This window comes from Rossellomorea sp. NPDC071047 (genome assembly GCF_050270195.1).
Classification (GTDB): domain Bacteria; phylum Bacillota; class Bacilli; order Bacillales; family Bacillaceae_B; genus Rossellomorea.
On the sequence record NZ_JBNNJT010000005.1, the window covers coordinates 142,178 to 161,226 of the forward strand.

Annotated in this window: 19 protein-coding genes; 12 read left to right on the forward strand and 7 right to left on the reverse strand. The window is 42.1% G+C overall.

Annotated features, from left to right (window positions below):
- Positions 1–81 precede the first annotated feature (81 nt).
- Complete coding sequence (locus tag ACQKFO_RS17340; protein ID WP_113971264.1) at positions 82–276, forward strand: hypothetical protein; 195 nt, start codon at positions 82–84, stop codon at positions 274–276.
- Positions 277–343: 67 nt separating this feature from the next.
- Here ACQKFO_RS17340 and ACQKFO_RS17345 read toward each other — a convergent pair whose 3' ends face one another.
- Together ACQKFO_RS17345 and ACQKFO_RS17350 are read right to left on the reverse strand one after the other, a co-directional pair.
- Positions 344–880 carry a tryptophan transporter gene (locus ACQKFO_RS17345; protein WP_324747736.1) on the reverse strand — a complete coding sequence of 179 codons (537 nt, stop codon included), beginning with the start codon at positions 878–880 and terminating at the stop codon, positions 344–346.
- 164 nt (positions 881–1,044) lie between these two features.
- Positions 1,045–1,467, reverse strand: a complete 423-nt coding sequence (locus tag ACQKFO_RS17350) for an HIT family protein (protein ID WP_427600114.1) — start codon at positions 1,465–1,467, stop codon at positions 1,045–1,047.
- 710 nt (positions 1,468–2,177) lie between these two features.
- On the opposite strand from ACQKFO_RS17350, the gene ACQKFO_RS17355 reads away from it, so the two are divergent.
- From ACQKFO_RS17355 to ACQKFO_RS17370, 4 genes are all read left to right on the forward strand, one after another.
- Positions 2,178–2,921 carry an ABC transporter ATP-binding protein gene (locus tag ACQKFO_RS17355; protein ID WP_427600115.1) on the forward strand — a complete coding sequence of 248 codons (744 nt, stop codon included), beginning with the start codon at positions 2,178–2,180 and terminating at the stop codon, positions 2,919–2,921.
- A complete protein-coding gene (locus tag ACQKFO_RS17360) occupies positions 2,911–4,140 on the forward strand; it encodes an ABC transporter permease (RefSeq protein ID WP_427600116.1) in 1,230 nt (409 codons plus the stop codon). The genes ACQKFO_RS17355 and ACQKFO_RS17360 overlap by 11 nt, the downstream gene beginning before the upstream one ends.
- A 64-nt stretch (positions 4,141–4,204) precedes the next feature.
- Positions 4,205–4,909: an EcsC family protein gene (locus ACQKFO_RS17365; protein WP_427600117.1), complete on the forward strand. Its 705-nt coding sequence runs from the start codon at positions 4,205–4,207 to the stop codon at positions 4,907–4,909.
- Between the two features lie 138 nt (positions 4,910–5,047).
- On the forward strand, positions 5,048–5,455 hold the full coding sequence (locus ACQKFO_RS17370) for a DoxX family protein (RefSeq protein WP_427600118.1): 408 nt from the start codon (positions 5,048–5,050) through the stop codon (positions 5,453–5,455).
- Between the two features lie 44 nt (positions 5,456–5,499).
- Here the strand turns inward: ACQKFO_RS17370 and ACQKFO_RS17375 are convergent, their stop codons facing one another.
- On the reverse strand, positions 5,500–6,702 hold the full coding sequence (locus ACQKFO_RS17375) for a M20 family metallopeptidase (RefSeq protein WP_427600119.1): 1,203 nt from the start codon (positions 6,700–6,702) through the stop codon (positions 5,500–5,502).
- Between the two features lie 99 nt (positions 6,703–6,801).
- Here ACQKFO_RS17375 and ACQKFO_RS17380 point away from each other — a divergent pair, with 99 nt between their 5' ends.
- Positions 6,802–7,401, forward strand: coding sequence for a phosphatase PAP2 family protein (locus tag ACQKFO_RS17380; protein WP_427600120.1), 600 nt, complete (start codon positions 6,802–6,804; stop codon positions 7,399–7,401).
- 39 nt (positions 7,402–7,440) lie between these two features.
- Here the strand turns inward: ACQKFO_RS17380 and ACQKFO_RS17385 are convergent, their stop codons facing one another.
- The gene (locus tag ACQKFO_RS17385) at positions 7,441–8,838 is read right to left on the reverse strand and encodes a hypothetical protein (RefSeq protein WP_427600121.1); all 1,398 of its coding nucleotides are present in this window, start codon (positions 8,836–8,838) and stop codon (positions 7,441–7,443) included.
- Positions 8,839–9,080: 242 nt separating this feature from the next.
- Between ACQKFO_RS17385 and liaF the strand changes: the two genes are divergently transcribed.
- From liaF to ACQKFO_RS17400, 3 genes are read left to right on the forward strand one after another with little or no spacing between them, the layout of a single operon-like run.
- Positions 9,081–9,896, forward strand: a complete 816-nt coding sequence (liaF, locus tag ACQKFO_RS17390) for a cell wall-active antibiotics response protein LiaF (RefSeq protein ID WP_427600122.1) — start codon at positions 9,081–9,083, stop codon at positions 9,894–9,896.
- Positions 9,897–9,932: 36 nt separating this feature from the next.
- Entirely contained in the window at positions 9,933–10,961 is a 1,029-nt protein-coding gene (locus ACQKFO_RS17395) for a histidine kinase (RefSeq protein ID WP_427600123.1), read from the forward strand.
- A 36-nt stretch (positions 10,962–10,997) separates the two neighbouring features.
- A complete protein-coding gene (locus tag ACQKFO_RS17400) occupies positions 10,998–11,633 on the forward strand; it encodes a response regulator transcription factor (RefSeq protein ID WP_427600299.1) in 636 nt (211 codons plus the stop codon).
- A 95-nt stretch (positions 11,634–11,728) separates the two neighbouring features.
- On the opposite strand, the gene ACQKFO_RS17405 is transcribed toward ACQKFO_RS17400, so the two are convergent.
- Together ACQKFO_RS17405 and ACQKFO_RS17410 are read right to left on the reverse strand one after the other, a co-directional pair.
- Positions 11,729–12,304, reverse strand: a complete 576-nt coding sequence (locus tag ACQKFO_RS17405) for a cysteine hydrolase family protein (protein ID WP_427600124.1) — start codon at positions 12,302–12,304, stop codon at positions 11,729–11,731.
- Positions 12,305–12,500: 196 nt separating this feature from the next.
- The gene (locus tag ACQKFO_RS17410; RefSeq protein ID WP_427600125.1) at positions 12,501–13,007 is read right to left on the reverse strand and encodes an antibiotic biosynthesis monooxygenase family protein; all 507 of its coding nucleotides are present in this window, start codon (positions 13,005–13,007) and stop codon (positions 12,501–12,503) included.
- A 789-nt stretch (positions 13,008–13,796) separates the two neighbouring features.
- On the opposite strand from ACQKFO_RS17410, the gene hemE reads away from it, so the two are divergent.
- From hemE to hemY, 3 genes are all read left to right on the forward strand, one after another.
- Positions 13,797–14,828, forward strand: coding sequence for a uroporphyrinogen decarboxylase (hemE, locus tag ACQKFO_RS17415; protein WP_427600126.1), 1,032 nt, complete (start codon positions 13,797–13,799; stop codon positions 14,826–14,828).
- Positions 14,829–14,918: 90 nt separating this feature from the next.
- Positions 14,919–15,848: a ferrochelatase gene (gene hemH, locus ACQKFO_RS17420; protein ID WP_427600127.1), complete on the forward strand. Its 930-nt coding sequence runs from the start codon at positions 14,919–14,921 to the stop codon at positions 15,846–15,848.
- Positions 15,849–15,963: 115 nt separating this feature from the next.
- Positions 15,964–17,361, forward strand: coding sequence for a protoporphyrinogen oxidase (gene hemY / locus ACQKFO_RS17425; RefSeq protein ID WP_427600300.1), 1,398 nt, complete (start codon positions 15,964–15,966; stop codon positions 17,359–17,361).
- A 138-nt stretch (positions 17,362–17,499) separates the two neighbouring features.
- Here hemY and ACQKFO_RS17430 read toward each other — a convergent pair whose 3' ends face one another.
- A complete protein-coding gene (locus tag ACQKFO_RS17430) occupies positions 17,500–18,906 on the reverse strand; it encodes a LysM peptidoglycan-binding domain-containing protein (RefSeq protein ID WP_427600128.1) in 1,407 nt (468 codons plus the stop codon).
- Positions 18,907–19,049 lie beyond the last annotated feature (143 nt).

Below are 19,049 nucleotides of genomic sequence, written 5' to 3' on the forward strand. Positions count from 1 at the left end.
TAAAACAAGTCAATTCATAACTTCCTTATTTGCAGCATAAAAATAAAGGTAAGGGGTGGAGTAAAGGAGGGATTCTAATCGATGGACGGGATAATCTTTGGTTTCTTTGCTCTCTGTGCAGTATTATTTCTAAGTATGGTGTATAATTTCATTTCCATTCAAAGGCCAGGTATGTATCCTCCTAAGAATATATTAAAAAAGCGCGCTGCCATAATGGGGTCCGGTGGAGTGATCACCTTTTTGATTGGAGTACTCTTATGGGTTGCAGTCAAGTAAGATATAGAAAAAGCCCTCCATTCAGGTGGCGGTAGCACAATGAATGGAGGGCTTTACTATGATTAAATTAGGATAGCTGTTCTGTTGTGACAGCTTCTCGAATGGTTGAACGTTTTAAAATCCCGTTAATGATTGGATACACCACAAACATTGCCCCGGCGTTAACAAGTGTAGCTGGAAGTACGACAGCTGCAAATAGAGCAAAGAAAGCTCCAGGCAGACCGACAATCACATAAGCAGAAAGTAAGAATATACTTCCTGATACGAGTGTACCAATAGCTGTTAGAACAGAAGCCCCTACAAGTGAACGAGTGACCTTTTTAGTAGCCAGGAAAAGTCCGTAAAAAACGAATGCCGTGATCGGTTTATCGATCAGATTAGGTAAGAATCCTCCTGGGAACTGTGTTGTCAGACCTGAAATGACTCCAGTTAATAAACCTAAAAGTAATACGTTTTTCTTGGCTGGAAATAATATAATGCCCAGAAACATCATCGTCAGCATCATGTCCGGCTTCATTCCTAAGAAAATTCCCGGGATCACAGTGTGCAGGACGGCTCCGATCCCTACTAATAATGACAGGGATACAAGTGTTTTTGTATTCATTTCTCATCTCTCCTCAACTAAACTATACAATTTGCTTCTCCTAATGTGCACTGTTGCCATTAGCGAAAAGATAGGTACATTATAACATACCGAGTATCGTTGTCAAAGATTAATTATTCTGAAAAAATCCTGATCCCTTTAACTTCCGGGATCAGGCTCAATTATTAGGAAAGATGCTGTGCGATGGATTCAGCTATTTCTTTCAGGTCTTCTGGAGTGTAGTCATCATTATGTGTCTTCCAAACGGCTCCAAAGCCATCTCCCTGGCCATAGCGGGGAATGAAATGCATGTGGAAATGGAAGACAGATTGTCCTGCTTCTTCCCCTGCGTTGCTTAACAGATTCATTCCAACAGGATTAAACTCGGCCTTGATACTGTCAGCAATCTTAGGCGCCACAGAGAAGAGGTGACTTGCAAGATCTGGAGTCAGCTCATAGATGTTTTCTTTATGTACTTTGGGAATAAGTAATGTATGACCTTTCGTCACTTGGCTAATATCAAGGAAAGCAAGGACATGCTCATCCTCGTACACTTTCATAGCAGGGATTTCACCGTCGATGATCTTGCAAAAAATACAGTCACTCAATGTTTACTCCACCTTTTTTGTAATGGCATTTTTATGTATTTTATCATGAAAGAGAAAATAAATGAAGAAGAGACAGGAACGATTTTCCTGCCTCTCTTCTTGAAGGGGTAATACTATAAAGGTTTTTATGTCAGGCTTCATTCTCTTTGATAAACACCTCATTCGCTAGTAGCTTCTGTAGTGATACATTCTTAAGTCAGAATGAAAATTGTTCAATGCGACCATCCCCTTATCTTTTCGCTATTTAAGCAATTCAGACAATAGAAACTGTTAGCCGTCTTGGACAAACACCTCATTTGCTATAAGGATGATATGTGTAAACCATTAGAAACATGAATGACTTTGTGCAATGTGACCATCCCCTTATCTCCTAAGCTTGATAAGCTAATAAAGTAAGTTGATTCAGTCAAAGTGTGCTTTAACAAACACCTCATTTATCAATTTTTTGAACAAATGAATATGGTGAGTGTGTCATTCACTATAGAAGACGACAATCCTTACAGTCGCAAACAATAGTGAAATCGGTTAGCTGGTCTTTAACAACCATCCCCTTTTTCTTATTGCTGGCCCCTTCAAATATTATGATGTGCAAATCGAGTATTGTTATGAATGTTAAAATGTGGAATGAGAAATTGGTTTAACAATGCCTTTACCATGAAATTTTGATAAAATAGAGAAAACCATGTAGAAGAGAAAGGACGTTGCTGCTCGTGTCTTTATTAGAAATCAAACACCTGGTTGGCGGGTATACCCGAAAACCGGTCTTAAAGGATATAACATTTTCCATAGATTCAAATGAAATTGTCGGTTTGATCGGTCTGAATGGAGCAGGGAAAAGTACGACTATCAAGCATATAATCGGTCTTATGGAAGCAAAGCAAGGAGAAGTGTCCATTAATGGTCATACCTTGAAGAGTGATGCCGATCAGTATCGCAAGCAGTTTTCTTACATACCGGAAACTCCGATTCTTTATGATGAGCTTACCCTTGAAGAGCATTTAAAACTGACGGCCATGGCTTACGGCTTATCAGAGTCTGAGTATCAAGGGAGAATTGATAAACTGTTGAAGGCCTTTCGTATGGAGAAGAAGATGAGCTGGTTTCCTGCACACTTTTCAAAAGGGATGAAACAAAAGGTGATGATCATGTGCGCTTTTCTCATTCAGCCCAGTCTCTATATCATTGACGAGCCGTTTGTTGGATTAGATCCACTCGGAATTCAGTCACTTCTGGACTGGATGCAGGAGATGAAGCAAAACGGTGCAGGAATATTGATGTCGACGCATATTTTAGCAACTGCAGAAAGATATTGTGACTCATTCATCATCCTTCATGAAGGGAAAATTCGTGCAAAAGGAACGCTTCAGGAGCTTCGTAAGGAATTCTCCATGCCGGGTGCAACCTTAGATGATATTTATATTCAGCTGACAAAGGAAGAATCCCATGATGAATAAGGTGGAAAGTATTTGGAAGAAACGAATTGTTGAGTATAATCAGGAGCTTCAAAAGTATTTGAAATACATGTTTAACGATCATTTACTATTCGTCCTGATCTTTGCACTGGGAGGAGCAGCGTATACATATAATCAGTGGGTGAAAACCCTGGACCCGGCTTTCCCTGCACCACTCATCATGGCGGTGATTTTGGGCTTATTATTGGCATGGAGTCCCGTCTATACGTTTCTAAGAGAAGCGGACGCCGTGTTTCTTTTGCCGATAGAGGGGCGATTATCGAGTTATTTCACCAAATGCATCTGGATCAGCTTCATGTTTCAATCATACATTCAACTGCTCGTACTGGCTGCCCTCATGCCAATGTATGTAGCGGTTTCCGGAAGCAGCTTTGGAAGCTTCTTTCCGTTACTTGGATTTGTATTAGCATTAAAGATATGGAATCTATATGTACGGTGGTTTATGCTGCGCTTTCAGGAAAGGGAAGTTCATTGGACCGACAGCTTTTTACGATTTTTACTAAGCGGCTCTCTCGTTTTCTTAGTGTTATCGAAGGCAGATATCTGGATGGTCATCATTGTTGCTTTGGTCATGCTCGGATATGCGTTTTACTTTTTTCAATCAACCAAAGGTAAAAATCTTAAATGGGATCTATTAATAAATCTGGAAGAGCAGCGGATGCTGATCTTTTATCGAATCGCCAATATGTTCACGGATGTGCCTAAGCTGAAAGGGAAGGTGCACCGGAGAAAATGGCTTGATGGACTTGTGAGGACCCCTTTCTCTCAAACATCGACGTATCGATATTTGTATCTTCGGTCGTTGGTGAGAACAAGTGAATATTCAGGTCTTTACATTAGGTTGACCTTGATCGGCGTTCTGTTGATTTATTCGAATTCTTCTTTTATCTTCAGTATTCTGACGGCATTAGTATTTCTTTATTTAACAGCTTTTCAGCTGATCCCTTTGTTTAAACGGTTTGATTATAAAATCTGGGTTCTCATTTATCCTGTATCAAGGGAATTAAAGAAGTCTTCTTTTCAAAAAATCATAAACCAGGCAATGGTGATCCAGGCGGTTGTGTTTTCCCTGCCTCTATTTTTAAAGGGTGCATGGATAGAGGGGTTGATTACGTTACTGGTCGGGTTGGCATTTTCAATTCTATTTAGTCAGTACTACTTAGTGCAGCGATTAAAGAAGATGGAAGAAACATTATTTTAGTGAAACGATCCGGCAGGTAGAAACGTATAGAATGAGTAAATAGAAAAAAGGATGGTGGTTCAGTGTGAACCATGAAAGAGAAGAGCTTGATTCCTGGAAACGTAAATTCAGTAGAAAATCTTCCATCTTCCAAAGGGTTTCTAAACAAGCTCAAACAAAAGTGAACCAATGGATCCCTGAGAAAGCACATAATGTAGTAACGGAAAGCATCAAGAAGATGGTGGAAGTAACGTTGAAGGGAAGCGAATGGGTACCCCTTCAGCAGGTCCCAGTGAAACCTTCGCTGAAGGAAAGAGAAACGCTTATGAAGGAACGAATGGAATTTTACCGGAAGGCGGCTACGATTGAAGGAGCAGGTACTGGTGCTGGTGGAATCTTTCTAGGCATGGCAGATTTTCCGTTACTTTTATCAATCAAAATGAAGTTTCTGAGCGAATGCTCTGCCATTCATGGCTATGATACAAAACAATATGAGGAACGCCTGTTTATGCTTTATGTCTTTCAGCTTGCCTTCTCCAGTGATTCTCATAAAAAACATGTTCTCGACACCATCGAAAACTGGGATGTGGAAAAAGAAAAACTGAAGGGATTGGATTGGCGAACTTTCCAGCAGGAGTATCGGGATTACATTGATTTAGTGAAATTGTTTCAACTCATTCCCGGGGTAGGGGCTGTGGTGGGAGCCTATGCAAACTATCAACTTCTTGATCAATTGGGGGAAGTGGCAAAATATGCTTATCGGATTCGTTACTTTCATGATTTAGAATAGTAGTGAGGGAAGATCGACGTGATGGTCGATCTTTTTTTTGAGGGATGTGGGCAGGGCAAACGCATCTTTTTATTTCCTCTGAATATTCAGGTATAGTTAGAAAGTACGTTATCATTGTTATAGTGAGGTGTGAAATAGATGAACAAACGCAAGAAAGGATTGAAAGTGTTAGGACTTATTCTATTCTCATTCTTCTTCTTTTTAGCAGGGGTGTTTCACTTTATTGAAGCTCAAGGGTTCGCCAAAATGATCCCTGAGTTCATACCTCTAAGTGAAGAAATCGTGTATATTACGGGAATGATCGAGTTTATATTGGCTGTACTCCTGCTCATTCCAAAGACTCGTGAAAAAGCGGGCATTATGACAGCGATTTACTTGGTTCTTATATTCCCCGCAAATATTTATGCGGCCATCAAAGGAATTCCTGCGCCAGGGAATGAAGAAGCGAATGTAATGCTTCTTTGGGTGAGGCTATTGTTTCAACCTCTCTTGATCTGGTGGGTCTTGGTGGTAAGTAAGATCGAAAAAAATCATCGCTTTTATTAAGGGTAAAGGATCAGGCATATATGCACCTGATCCTTTTTTATGAGTTATTTTGTTAGCGTCTCTGTGACAGAATGCCTCTCTTGAAATTGAATGGTAGCAGACGCCAGTGTTTTGGCGGCAATCAGTAGAGCCTTTTCGTTAATATCAAACTTGGGGTGATGGTGGGGGAAGGCAACTTCAACATTTTCCGGCTTGGCTCCCGTGAAAAAGAAGGTACCCTTTACATGTTCTAAGTAATGGGAGAAATCCTCCCCACCCATTTGCATTTCAATTTCTTCCACACTATGAACTTCATCGACTGTATCCACACTTTGAACCAACAGATCCGTTTCCCCTGCGTGATTCACGACAGCAGGATATCCGCGTTCATACACATATTCATACTCACAACGGGCAGAAAGGCATGCACCTTTCAGGATCTGTCCGATTTCTTCTTCTATAAAGTCTCTGACCTCAGGATTGAATGTGCGGACTGTCCCGATGAGTTTAGCGGAATCGGCAATTACATTAAATGCGTTATCTGCCATAAACGAACCGATTGTCACGACGGCAGGGTCAATCGGATTCACTCTTCTGCTGACAATTTGTTGAAGCTCGGAAACGACTTGAGATCCGATCACGATGGAATCTTTTGTTTTATGAGGTTGTGCCCCGTGCCCGCCGGATCCCTTGATGACGATTTCAAATCTGTCAGCAGCAGCCATAATCGGACCTGTTCGATATAGAATTTTTCCGAGAGGTTCACTTGACCATAAATGAGTTCCGAAAATAACATCCACTCCATCCAGGCAGCCCGCTTCAATCATGGGTTTCGCTCCGCCTGGTGCATACTCTTCCGCATGCTGATGAATAAGTACCACTGTACCTGAAAGCTTACTGCGCATTTCATGGAGGGTTTTACCCAATACTAACAGGGTTGCTGTATGACCATCATGGCCACAAGCATGCATGACGCCTGGAACGATGGAGCGATATTCCACATCCTTTTCATCCTGGATGGGAAGGGCGTCGAAGTCTGCACGAAGGGCCACTGTTTTTCCCGGGAGAGCTCCCTCGATTCTTGCTACTACTCCATGGCCACCGACTTGTTCCTGGACGGGAATCCCGATTTTTTTGTAGTAATTAGCAATGTATGCAGCTGTGTTTTTCTCTTGGAAGGATAATTCAGGATGTTGATGGAGAAATCTTCTGATCTCTACCATTTCTACCCAACGTTCTTCTAATTTCTGATATAATTCATTCAGCAAGTGCACAACCTCCTAATATTTGATGAATATTACGAATATTATAACACTAAATATTGAGAGGGATGTGGGTAATTAGAGTGAAATTCAAGGAGGATCATGATGAAGAAATTTCAATACATAACGGCCATTATCTCATTTGTCCTGTTTATGACCATCGCACATTTTGTTTTTTATGAAATGGTGATTTTAGGTGATGAGTATCTCTTGTCCAACATGAGCAACCTTCACTTTATAGAATTGTTTTCCGTAATCGGTACGGAATTAGTGATTGGGATTGCATCCATCGTCCTTATTTTATATCTTTGGTGGGTCAAGAAGGACTTTGTTGGAATCATTACCGTTGTTGTCCTGGTGGCTGGAAGTAACGTGCTGAATAAAGCAATCAAAGGTTTAATGGAAAGGGAAAGACCTCCATTTTCACATGGTGAGGCAGGGTTCAGCTTTCCAAGCGGCCATGCCATGGTGGGACTGGTCTTCTTACTCGTCATTGCTTATTTTATCAGTAAAGAGATTTCTTCCACAGGAGTGAAAATAACGCTCTACGCAGTGGGCATCATCCTTTCCATACTGACAGGACTTAGTAGAATAGTGGAACAGGCTCACTATCCATCAGATGTCGCAGCCGGATACCTGCTGGGATACTCCTTTTTCGTACTGTGCATCTTTCTCTATGAGAAGAGGCCGAAACAAGAAAAGTAGAGGGACGGACCTTAAAACAAGGTCCGTCCCTCGCTATATTTAAATCAAAAACATCGCTACAATCGTGGTTACTAGTAATCCGATGACGACAGGAAGCATGTTACGCCGTGCGAGTTCGAATGGATCGACTCCACAGATGGCGGCTGCCGGGATGAGGGCCCATGGGACGAGTGTTCCACCTCCGACCCAGATGGCTGCGACCTGCCCAAGGGCGGTTAGGGTTGCGACACCAGACCCAATGCTGTCTGCGAATAAATTGGCTACGGAACCGGCTAGGGAAATACCGGAAAAACCGGATCCGTCGAGGCCCGTGATCGCCCCCACAGTCGTAAGGGTGATCGCCCCGACTGCTGTAGAGAGGGGTACGACGGCAGCAAGGGATGCCCCGAGGTCATTGACGATTCCTTGAGACGATGAAGGAAGGAAGTCGCCGATGATCGTTTGGAACCCTGAATCCCCCAAGTAGAAGAAAGCAGCGATGGGAATCACGGGACCAAACACTTTAAATCCAAACTGAAAGCCGTCAATCATGAAGCTCGTCGTTTTCTCTAATCCCTTTCCTTTATAGGCAGCCAATGAAATCAAGAGAAGAATGATGATGGATGTTCCACCGATCAGGGCGGTTGCATCTCCTCCTTGTAGATCAAATAGAACCATTGCGGTAATATCCAGGGCAAATAAAATAGGGATAAGGATGGCAATTGTTCGTTTCCATCGTGTAGATAACAGGCTGGGATACTCCTCCTGATCCTTGCTAATAGATGCGATGGCGCTTGAATCCACTTTGAGGATTCCTTTATTCATATCTCGTTTAAGAAAAAGAAAAGCAGTGACAGTTGTGACTGCGCCCATCACAATAATAAGGGGGATACTTGCAGAGATAACATCTGATACAGGTATTCCTGCAGCGTCGGCCGTTAACTTCGGAGCTGCCTGGATGACAAAATCACCGGAAAGGGCGATGCCGTGACCGAACAGGTTCATGGCCATGGCGATTCCAAGAGCGGGTAATCCGACTCGTAAGGCAACAGGTACTAAAACGGCACCCAGGAGGGCTACTGCAGGCGACGGCCAGAAAAACCAGGATATAAACATCATCACAAGACCGATTGTCCAGTAAGCAAGGGCCGGTGTCCGGATGAACTTCGTAAATGGACGTATCATGACATCGTTAATACCGGTAGTAGTCAGTCCTTTACTCATTGCTACGATAATGGAAATCACGAGAATGGTAGATAACAATTCCGTAATGGCAAAGATAAAGCTATTAAATATACTACTAATCGATCCGCTTAACGATCCTGTTGCCACCAGTGCAATACTGAAGATTCCCAGTATACATACGATTGTGGTGTCTTTCCGGAAAATCATGAATAGGATGATAAATCCTATGAAAGCTAGATAAATCCAATGAAGAGCTGTTAAATCAATCCCCATCAGAAAAAACCTCCTCTAAATCGTTCCTCAAACTTTAGGCAAATGCCCTGATCTGTACTATAGATTATGAAAAACGTGAAAAGGTGTGATACAGGTTAGAAACATTTTTTCCGTCTAGAGACCGAGACAGAATCATGCCGATGCTCCTCAATACACGAGAGAAAGCAATCTATAATAAAAGTAGTAACAGGAATTTATTCATTCATAGCGAAATTAATAGAAGATGTGAAGGTGGTGCTGATATGAGGTATAAGGGAAGGAAACAATGGTTTTTCTCGTTCTTGTTGATGGGGATGGGATTGTTGTTATTACTATTGAATATTGGTGTCATTTCCTTGGAAATAACGCAGATATTTGTCAATATTATTCCAATATTGTTGTTGCTCCTTGGTTTGAAGTGGACGGTAGACAGTTTTTTGAGGGGAAGCTTTGGGAAGTTACTGTTTGGACTATTCAGTTTGGTGTTAGGGGGACTCATTATACTCGATGGATATGATGTAGTGGATTTTGACTATGGAAGCTGGTGGAAGCTATGGCCGCTCATTATTATTGCTGTTGCCATTAATAGAGTGGGAAGAAATAAACCCATCAAGATTAGCATAAGCAATGAATCACCAAATAAAGAGGAGACATCTCAAATAGGTTTTGAAAATCAGCATTTGGGGGAGAAAGTCCTTCAAAAGAAGAATAAAATGAACAAAGGGTTCATTGTAGGGGATATACATTTTTCCGAGCCTAACTGGCCGCTGGAATCAATGAATCTTAACAATGCCATTGGAGATTACTATTTTGACTTTAGTAAAGCCTTCATACCTGAAGGGGAAACGCCCATTGATATTAGGGGCTGGATAGGTGATGTAAAGATGATCATTCCAGAAAACGTCCCTGTGGAGATCACCTTGAAAGTGCAGGTGGGGGATATTAATTTATTCGACCAGAACTCCGCTGATCTACGTTCGGAGCTATATTACCGTTCCCCGGAATACGAGCTTGCAAGCAAAAAAATCAAATTGAATGTGAATGTGAAAATTGGATCGATTCGAATCAGTCGAGTGTGATTGGAGATGATTTATCAGATAAAAGGAGGTTAGAACGTGGAAAAGTCTTCAAACATTCGCAATTGGATCTTTAAAAGCTTCTTCATGATGTCCACCATGGCTGTCTTGCTTTTCTTTATTTCCTTGCAAGTCTATCTGTACTTATCTGATAATCCAAGCTTTTCTCTTAAAGTATCACTCTATTTAACCATTTGGCTTGCAGGCATTCTTCTATTATTAAGCATTTATTTCGGATTTCGGACGGGGTATACATTTAAAAGAAGAATTGATGATATTTCGACCTTTGTAACGTTGCTGAGGAGCGGGAAGTTTTCGGCAAGGGTGAATAGATACGAACACGACGAGCTTGGGATATTATCGGATGAGTTGAATCAGCTTGCTGTGTTCATTCAAGAACAGGTAAAATCACTCCAGAGATTAGCTGATGAAAAATCAGAGCTTGCCGATCAGGCTCACCAGGCAGCTGTCATGGAAGAACGTCAAAGACTTGCGCGGGATCTTCATGATTCAGTCAGTCAGCAATTATTCGCGTTGAACATGCTTTCTTCCGCCGCCCAAAAAAGCATTGACACAAATCCTGAAAAAGTTGGGATGATTGTAACACAAGTGGCTGAAATTGCAGGGAAAGCGCAAGGGGAGATGAGGGCTCTTCTTCTTCATTTACGGCCAATCGATTTAAAAGGTGAAAGTCTTTGTGAAGCGTTGACCATTTTAATAAGAGAATTAAAGGAAAAAACACAGATTGAAATAGCAGCAAGCCTCGATGGGATCGAGAATCTTTCAAAGGGGACCGAAACCCATATGTTTAGGATTATTCAGGAGAGCCTCTCCAACATCCTGCGTCACTCAGAGGCAACGAAAGTGAAGATTGTCACGGAGAAGAAGGACGGTTATGTCACACTGTACATAAGTGACAATGGTAGAGGCTTTAACTTGAGAGAAAACAAGATGACATCGTACGGACTTCAGACGATGAGAGAGCGTGCCGAGGAAATCGGGGGATTGTTTCAAATTCGTTCCAAAGAGGAAGAAGGAACGTATATTGACCTGCGGATTCCAGTCTAAACCAAAGGGGGAAAACAGGTGGATAAGGTAAAGGTGATGATTGTAGATGATCACGAAATGGTTCGATTAGGGATAAAAACCTATTTGCTGACAGAGGATCGGATTGAATTTCTAGGGGAAGCGAAAAGCGGTAATGAAGCGTCTCAGCTTGCGAAGCTGTATATGCCTGATGTGATTCTGATGGATTTATTAATGGAGAACGGGAATGGAATCGAGGCAACCAAGAAAATCCTTACCTTTCATCCCCACTGTAAAATCATTATACTTACAAGCTTTTATGATGATGAAAAAGTATTTCCAGCCATAGAAGCAGGAGCTCATAGTTATTTGTTGAAGACAGCTAGTGCCGAAGAGGTTACATCGGCTGTTTATAAAGCCATGAAGGGGGAGTCCGTCATCGCCTCCAAAGTAGCGGATAAAATGATGAACAGATTCCGCCCTCGGGAAATATTGCCTCATGAAGAGCTGACGACGAGAGAAATGGATGTATTGAAATGCCTGGGAGAAGGAATGACAAACCAGGAAATTTCAGAAGAGCTTTTCATTGGGATTAAGACCGTTAAGACTCATGTAAGTAATATCCTGAGCAAACTTGCAGTTGCCGATCGTACCCAGGCAGCGATTTATGCGAATCGAAATGGGATACTGTACAGTAAGGATTCGAAAGAATAGGTAGAGTTTCCTTCAGATAACGCAAAGGGGCTTAGTCAAGGGGAGTGATTCCATTCCCCTTGACTAAGCCCCTTTTGCTGGAACAGAAAAGTTACTTAGAAAGTAACAGGTTTACTAATTTTGAATCGTGAAGAGAGTATGGATTCTGTTGAAGAGATGGTGGCGAATTCATGATGAAGATTAGCCAGTGACAGACCGTGAACAATTTCAGCAGAAAATAAAGAACCATCATACGAATACGTTTCGAAGCATGCTGTGGCATCAAATGGAACAGTCACATCATAACCTAAGTTCTGAGCCATGCGAACCGTAGTGGATACACAGTGATTCGTCGTGAAGCCCATTATTACAAGGGATGTGAACTTTTCCCTTTTTAAATATAAATCCAGATCGGTATCGATAAAGGCGCTGTTGACGTGCTTAATGATTTGCTTTTCGTTTCGAGAAGGACGGAAATCGTCTATAAAATCGAAACCTGAGCAGCTTGAATGTAGGTGTGATTCCATATCATTGGAAGAATGCTGTACATGAACGACCGGCCATGACTTCTCTCTCCAAGCGCGAAGTAGCTGAAAGGCGTTTTCTTCCATACCAGGATTATTTCGCTTTCCCCATGAAGGATGACTAAATGCCTTTTGAAAGTCAACCAGAAGCAAACACGTTTGACTCATCGGTACTCTACTCCTTTCATATAGGATGTTGAAAATAAATGCAAAGTAAATATCTATGACCAATACGATAAAGTATACTGTTAATAATTTGTAATTATGTATGTACACTTTAAGTGTAATTGTTAAGTTTGAGGGACCGGTGAATAGCTGCCATCCAGGAAAATAAAAAGCTGCCTCGGATTGGGCAGCTTATGTATTACTCTTGGCCTGTTACATGATATTCACTTACATAGGAAGCGCGGGGAAAGATATCCTTCTTATTATCAATTCCTTCTTCCGTTCCGCGTTTTTCATGTGCTTTTTTGTATTGTTCTGACTCCTGCCAGTCAATGAAGTTTCTCTCGTCTTCCCATAGTGTCATAATCACATATGTATCCGTGTCTAAAGGACGAAGAACCCGAATAGCCGTAAAGCCAGGAACTTCTTCAATCAATCCTGCCCGATTTTTAAAGCGGTACTCAAATAGCGGACGGCCTTCATCTGTAACTGGAATATTATTGAACACTACATACCCTTTATTTTCAAGCTCACCAGATTGATCGACGATTTCATATTTCCGTGGGGACTCAAAGACACTTTCTCCATGTGTCTCATGAAGCAACATGGCATCTTTCCCCTGCATTAAGATCATTTTTTCATCTGTATGCCGATCCATTAATTTTTGCAGGAATTCGTGGGTTCCCGTGGTTATAAACACCTTCATCCAAATCACCTCAATTAATTAGTTATCTCTATTATACTCTTCCCTAATCCTTTGCTCATGTAACATGATTTCTGGATATTTTTTCTTCTCACTTGAAAATCGGCAAATTTATGACATTTTCCCTTGATAACTATACAATTCTCTTTAAAACGTCTATAGTTTAAAAGGGTTACAATTCGTACGGTCATATTATAAGGTTCTATTCGAAAAGGGTCTGTCGAGGGCTCTGTCAATCAACGTGCGCTGGATGGTGAGGGGAACTGCTCCGCTTGCAGCTAGCGTTCGGCCGAGCCTCCTCAGCTTAGCCGAACGGGGTCTCGGCACGCCCGTACTTCCGCAGGAGTCTACGCAGTTCCCCTCACCATCAATATGAGACTTTTTGTGACAGAGTTGAAAGGTGACAAAAACGAGCTAATAGAAACTAGAATTTCTTGTTCTCAAATGGAAATGGACCACGGCTCTCTTAAAAAGAGATTGCTTTCTAAAAAGTTAGTGTTTTTATTTAGATTTTATAAAAAACCTCATACTGAGAAAGTTGATTGGAGCGGAAGATGCTCGACTCCTGCGGGAGAAGCGGGACAGGTGAGACCCCGCAGGCGAAGCCGAGGAGGCTCACCGCCCGCCCCGCGGAAAGCGAGCATCTGGAGCGGAAATCAACTACTACTATCTTCTTTAAAATCACCAAACTTTACGAAAGAACCGATTGAAAATAGTACAATTTTAGAATCTACTCAAATTAGTATACAATGGGAATAATGGAGTTACATAGAAAGGTGGACGAACAAAGGTATGAAACAAATGAATGATACATTTTTACGAGCAGCAAGGGGAGAGAAGACGGACTATACTCCGGTTTGGTATATGAGACAAGCTGGGCGTTCACAACCTGAATACCGCAAAATCAAAGAGAAGTATTCTCTGTTTGAAATAACACACCAACCTGAGCTTTGCGCATATGTGACAAGGCTGCCGGTTGAACAATATGATGTGGATGCAGCGATCCTTTATAAAGACATTATGTCACCACTTCCATCCATAGGAGTGGATGTAGAAATCAAATCAGGAATCGGCCCCGTGATCGATAACCCGATTCGTACGACAGCGGATGTTGAAAAGCTTGGTGAAATCGATCCCGAAAATGATGTTCCTTACGTATTGGATACCATTAAATTATTGACTGGTGAGCAACTGTCCGTGCCGTTGATCGGTTTTGCCGGTGCACCTTTTACAATGGCAAGCTACATGATTGAAGGCGGCCCATCGAAAAACTATAATAAAACAAAAGCGTTCATGTATGCGGAGCCACAAGCCTGGTTTGCTTTAATGGATAAACTGGCAGCTATGACAGTGACCTATGCGAAAGCTCAAATCAAAGCAGGGGCGTCTGCTTTTCAAATTTTCGACTCTTGGGTCGGGGCATTGAATATTCAAGATTATCGTACATTCATTAAGCCGGTCATGGAGAAGATCTTTACAGAATTGAAGGAAGAGAACGTACCATTGATCATGTTTGGTGTTGGTGCAAGTCACTTGGCGAATGAATGGCATGACCTTCCTCTTGATGTAGTCGGATTGGACTGGCGTCTGCCGATTAATGAAGCAAGAGAAAGAGGCATTTCCAAAACGGTAATGGGGAATCTGGATCCTGCGATTCTGTTGGCTCCTTGGGAAGTGATCGAAGAAAGAGCCAAAGAGATCCTTGATCAAGGAATGGAGCTTCCTTCTCACATCTTTAACTTAGGACACGGGGTATTCCCGCAAGTTAATCCGGACACATTAAAGCGTCTGGCAGCTTTCGTACACGAATACAGTGCCAGGTAGAGCACATTCATACATGTGTAACCATGGATTCATATGAAGAAACATGGCACAATAATGGAATGTATGATACTGATAACGAGGTGAAATGGTATGACAAAGAAGAAAATGGGTCTATTAGTGATGGCCTATGGAACTCCATATAAAGAAGAAGATTTGGAACGTTATTATACTCATATCCGACATGGAAGAGCTCCTTCAGCGGAACTGCTGGAAGACCTCCGTGGACGTTATGAAGCCATTGGCGGGATTTCTCCACTGGCAAAAATCACCCTGGATCAAGCGAAGAGTCTTGAAGAACATTTAAACAGCATTCAGGATGACATTGAGTTTAAAATGTATCTGGGTCTGAAGCATATCGAACCTTTCGTGGAAGATGCTGTTGAACAAATGCATAAAGACGGCATTCAAGAAGCAGTTTCGATTGTACTTGCCCCTCATTTTTCAACGTTCAGTGTTAAATCTTACAATGGGCGTGCGAAGGAAACGGCAGAAAAGCTTGGTGGACCACACATTACATCCGTTGAAAGCTGGTATGATGAACCTAAATTCATTCAGTATTGGATTGACAGAGTGAAGGAATCCTATGCAAGCATGTCGGATGAAGAGCGTAGCAATGCTGTCCTGATCGTATCTGCACACAGCCTGCCTGAACGCATCCTGCAATCAGGCGATCCGTATCCAATGCAATTAGAGGAAACAGCGAAGATGATTGCAGAAGGCGCAGGCGTGAAGGAATATGCAGTAGGCTGGCAAAGTGAAGGAAACACTCCTGATCCATGGTTAGGCCCTGACGTTCAGGATTTAACCCGTGATCTTTATAAAGAAAAAGGATACAAGACATTCGTCTACACGCCGGTAGGCTTCGTATCCGATCATCTTGAAGTTCTATATGATAACGATTATGAATGTAAAGTGGTAACAGATGATATTGGAGCTTCGTACTATCGTCCGGAAATGCCGAATGCCAAACCTGAATTCATCGATGCAATGGCAGAAGTCGTGTTAAAACACCTTAAATAATTTCTCGTTTTTGGCTGAAACAAAGGAAGGACTGAAGCATATGAGTTCACTCTCACCGCTTTAGTCCTTCTCTATTGTTCAATAAGATATATTGTTAAAGAAGGCGATGAAAGTGTTGGAACAACAAAATAAAAGAGTCGTAATCATAGGTGGAGGGATCACCGGGTTAACGACTGCGTACTACCTACAGCAGGAAATAAAAGATAAAAACCTTTCCATCGAAGTGAAGCTTGTGGAAGCAACCCATCGACTTGGTGGAAAAGTGCAAACCTTGAAAAGGGACGGTTATGTGATCGAAAAAGGACCGGATTCATGTTTAGCCAGCAAACCAGAAGTTTCCCGCTTAGCGGAACAGCTGGGACTCGAGAACATGCTCATTCGTAACCGTAAAGGCACATCCTATGTGATAGCGGGCGGTGAGCTGTACCCTATACCCGGGGGATCTATCGTAGGTATTCCAACCCAAATCGCTCCTTTCATTACGACCAGTCTGTTTTCGTTGACCGGTAAAATGAGGGCTGCCGCTGATTTCGTTCTTCCCCGTTCACAGGAAATGGAAGACCAGTCATTGGGTAAATTCTTTCGACGAAGAATGGGGGATGAAGTTGTTGACCATTTAATTGAACCTCTCCTAACAGGCATCTTTGCCGGGGATATCGATCAATTAAGCTTAATGTCAACCTTTCCGCAACTCTATGAATTAGAACAAAAGCATCGTAGTTTAATAGCAGGTATCAAAAAGAGCGGTCAATCTGTAAACTCGAATGAGAAAGGGAGCTTCCTGACATTTACAGGAGGGCTACAATCTCTGATCGATGCCATGGAAGCGGGAATGAACCCGAATACGGTATACAAGAGCATGAAAGTAACCAACATAGAAAAAGAAGCCAGCAATGTTTATACGATTACCTTCACAAACGGTGAACAGTTGGAAGCTGACAGCGTAATCGTCACCACACCTCATCATGTAGTACAATCCATGCTTCCCACTTATCCTTTCTTAACCTTTTTAAAAGAAATGCCGGCTACATCCGTGGCAACCGTAGCAATGGGATTCTCACAAGATGCCATTAAAAAAGACATAGCCGGTACGGAATTCCTAGTATCAAGAAACAGTGACTATTCCTTGACGGCGGGAACCTGGACCCATAAAAAATGGCCTCATACTGCCCCTGAAGGAAAGGCCCTATTGCGATGTTACCTGGGTAAATCCGGCGACGAAACCATCGTCGATTTATCCGATGATGAAATTGAGCAGATTGTCCTTGAAGATCTGAGCAAGGTCATGGATATAGAGAGTGAACCTGAGTTTACAATCGTGTCCCGTTATAAGAACTCCATGCCTCAATATACAGTGGGCCACCGGGAACGGATCCAGGACATGTATGAACAGGCTGAAGCAAGTCTGCCTGGATTATTCATCGCAGGGAGCTCTTATGAAGGAGTAAGTATTCCTGATTGTATCGAGCAGGGGGAAAAGGCTGTATCGAAAGTAATGGAATATCTGAAATAGGATTATGGAGACCGCCAGGGTTGGCGGTCTTTTGTGAATTTAAGGGGGTTCCGAGAACGAAGAGGAAGGTATTCAGGCGGATTTTCTTCAAACTGAACCAAAAGAAAGACATCCTGCAGTCAGCAGGATGTGCACCACTCACTTCACAACCCGATACCTGGAATGCTGCAGCATCCAATTCTGAGGAAATGCAGATCCCAAAACCCAATAACTTAAACCTCTCAGTCTATACTCATCCACTGTTTTCTGTTTGGCCAGCATGCTTCGTGCGTCTTCAAACCAGACTTCATGCTTTTGGCCGGTTTCATCCCAATAGGTGAAATAAGGGGATTGATAAACGTCGTTGTATTGAATCCTTACACCATATTTGCTTGCGAGATCAAGTGCTCCTTGAGGGGAGACCGTTTTGGCCAAGGTCCCGTCGACCCATGGAACTTTCCAGTCGCGTCCGTAGAGGGGAGCGCCCATCATGATTTTGTTTCTCGGGATGACGGTGACGGCATAATCAAGTACTTTCTTCACTTCATTAATCGGGGCAATCGCCCATGGTTTGCCCCCTGCCCATCCCCATTCATATGTCATGAGGACAACAAAGTCGACAATTTCTCCGTGGGCTTTATAGTCATGGGCTTCATATAATAGTCCTTTTTGATCTGCTTTAATTTTAGGTGCAAGGGCCGTCGACACAGAGTATCCTTTAGGTTTTAGTGCTGCAACGGTTCTTCTTAAGAAAGTATTATAATTTTCCCTGTCTTCGGGATATACATATTCGAAATCAAAATTTAAACCTTTATAGCCCTTCGCCTCCATTTTCTTTAAGATGGATGAAATCAAGGTGTTTTGCAGAGTTTCACTTCTTAAGATGGTGGCAACAAGATCAGAGTCGAATTTTCCGCCTGTGAAATTCGTGAGAACCAGTAAAGGATCAACGTTTTGGTTATATGAGGCTGAAATTAGAGCACTATCATTTAACTCAGTGACCGAACCGTCTTTTGTAATGGAGTAGGTAAAAGGCGTCAGGTAGGTGAAATAGCTGCCCAAACCGTTCACTTCTGCTACTCCTTCACTGTCTGTCCGGGTAATATAAGAATTTATTTCCGTCGTGAGTTTCGTGTTTGGAATCCTGATTTGCTGGTTTGGATAAATGAGCGAAGGATTCGCAATAGAATTGGCATCTAATATTTCCTGCAAAGGAACTTTATAGTTATAGGAAATGGTATAGAGAGATTCACCTGACTTTACTCTATGAATAAAGGAAGGTATTACGATCAATTGGCCGACGAACAGCATGGCAGGATCAGAAATCTGATTGAAATCGATCAGTTCTTTTAAGCTTATATTGTACTTTTGACTAATGCTATACAAAGTGTCTCCTGGTTGCACGATGTATTCTTTTAAAGGTTCCGGAACGAGAAGACTTTGTCCAATCACGAGAATATTGGGATTTTTCAATTGATTCCCGTATGAAATTTGATTGATGTCGACACCATATCTTTGTGCGATCGACCAAAGAGAATCCCCGCTTTTTACAACATAAATATTCATAAGACACCTCCAAACAAACCTTATCTTTATAGCCTATTCAGAAGGGCTTATTCTATATGAAGGATGAATGGTATACTAAAAGAAAAAAATCACTTGTGTAATGGCAAGTGATGTGATAAATTTATTAATGTTAATGAAATGAC